The organism is Bartonella sp. AP57NXGY (assembly GCF_042195805.1).
Classification (GTDB): domain Bacteria; phylum Pseudomonadota; class Alphaproteobacteria; order Rhizobiales; family Rhizobiaceae; genus Bartonella.
Genome location: NZ_JBHIOZ010000518.1, coordinates 1 through 713, shown reverse-complemented (window position 1 = coordinate 713; position 713 = coordinate 1). Strand labels below are relative to the sequence as shown.

The 713-nt window shown below is 43.6% G+C and carries 1 protein-coding gene; it reads right to left on the bottom strand.

Features of this window, described 5'->3' with window-relative positions:
• A partial coding sequence (locus ACFIL8_RS12865; protein WP_375689968.1) for a penicillin-binding transpeptidase domain-containing protein occupies positions 1-713 on the bottom strand: 713 nt, incomplete at both ends.

Sequence of the window (713 nt, the reverse complement as noted above, 5' to 3'; positions counted from 1 at the left end):
TGATGTGCAGCAAGCATGATGCGATGCCATATCATGGCAGGAACGCCACCCCCAAAAGCACGATTCATCGGTGAAAAATTATCATTTCCCATCCATACCGCTCCCGTATAATTTCCTGTAAAGCCAACAAACCAAGCATCACGATAAGATTGTGATGTTCCAGTTTTCCCAGCGACGAGAGTCATGGGCAACGCAGCACGCTTACCAGATCCTCGTGTTGTGACACCCACCATCATTTGATTCATATAAGCTGCTGATTGTTCACTCAGAACTCGGTGTAGTTTTTTTCCGTTATGTTCGAAATCCCACACAACACGACCATCAATTGTTTTGATTTGCGTAAACCCATGACGATTACCCGCTATTCCTCCATTGGCAAAGACATTAAAGCCTGTAGCTTGATCCATGGGGGTCATGTTGGAAGTGCCAAGAACCATCGTTTTGTGTGATAAAATATGCGCGTTAATCCCCATATTTTTAATGAGATCTATGATAGGTTGGGTATCGCGGTTAAGATATTGGTAGGTGAGATAAACAGGGACTGTATTAATGGAAAAGGCTAAAGCTGTTGCTAAGTCAATTTTTCCCAGATAACGACCAGAATTATTTTTGGGTGTCCAACCTCCCCAATTGATGGGAGCATCTAAAACGATTGTCGAGGGAGACAGTCCGTGTTCCAGTGCGGTTGCGTAAACATAAGGTTTGAATGAAGA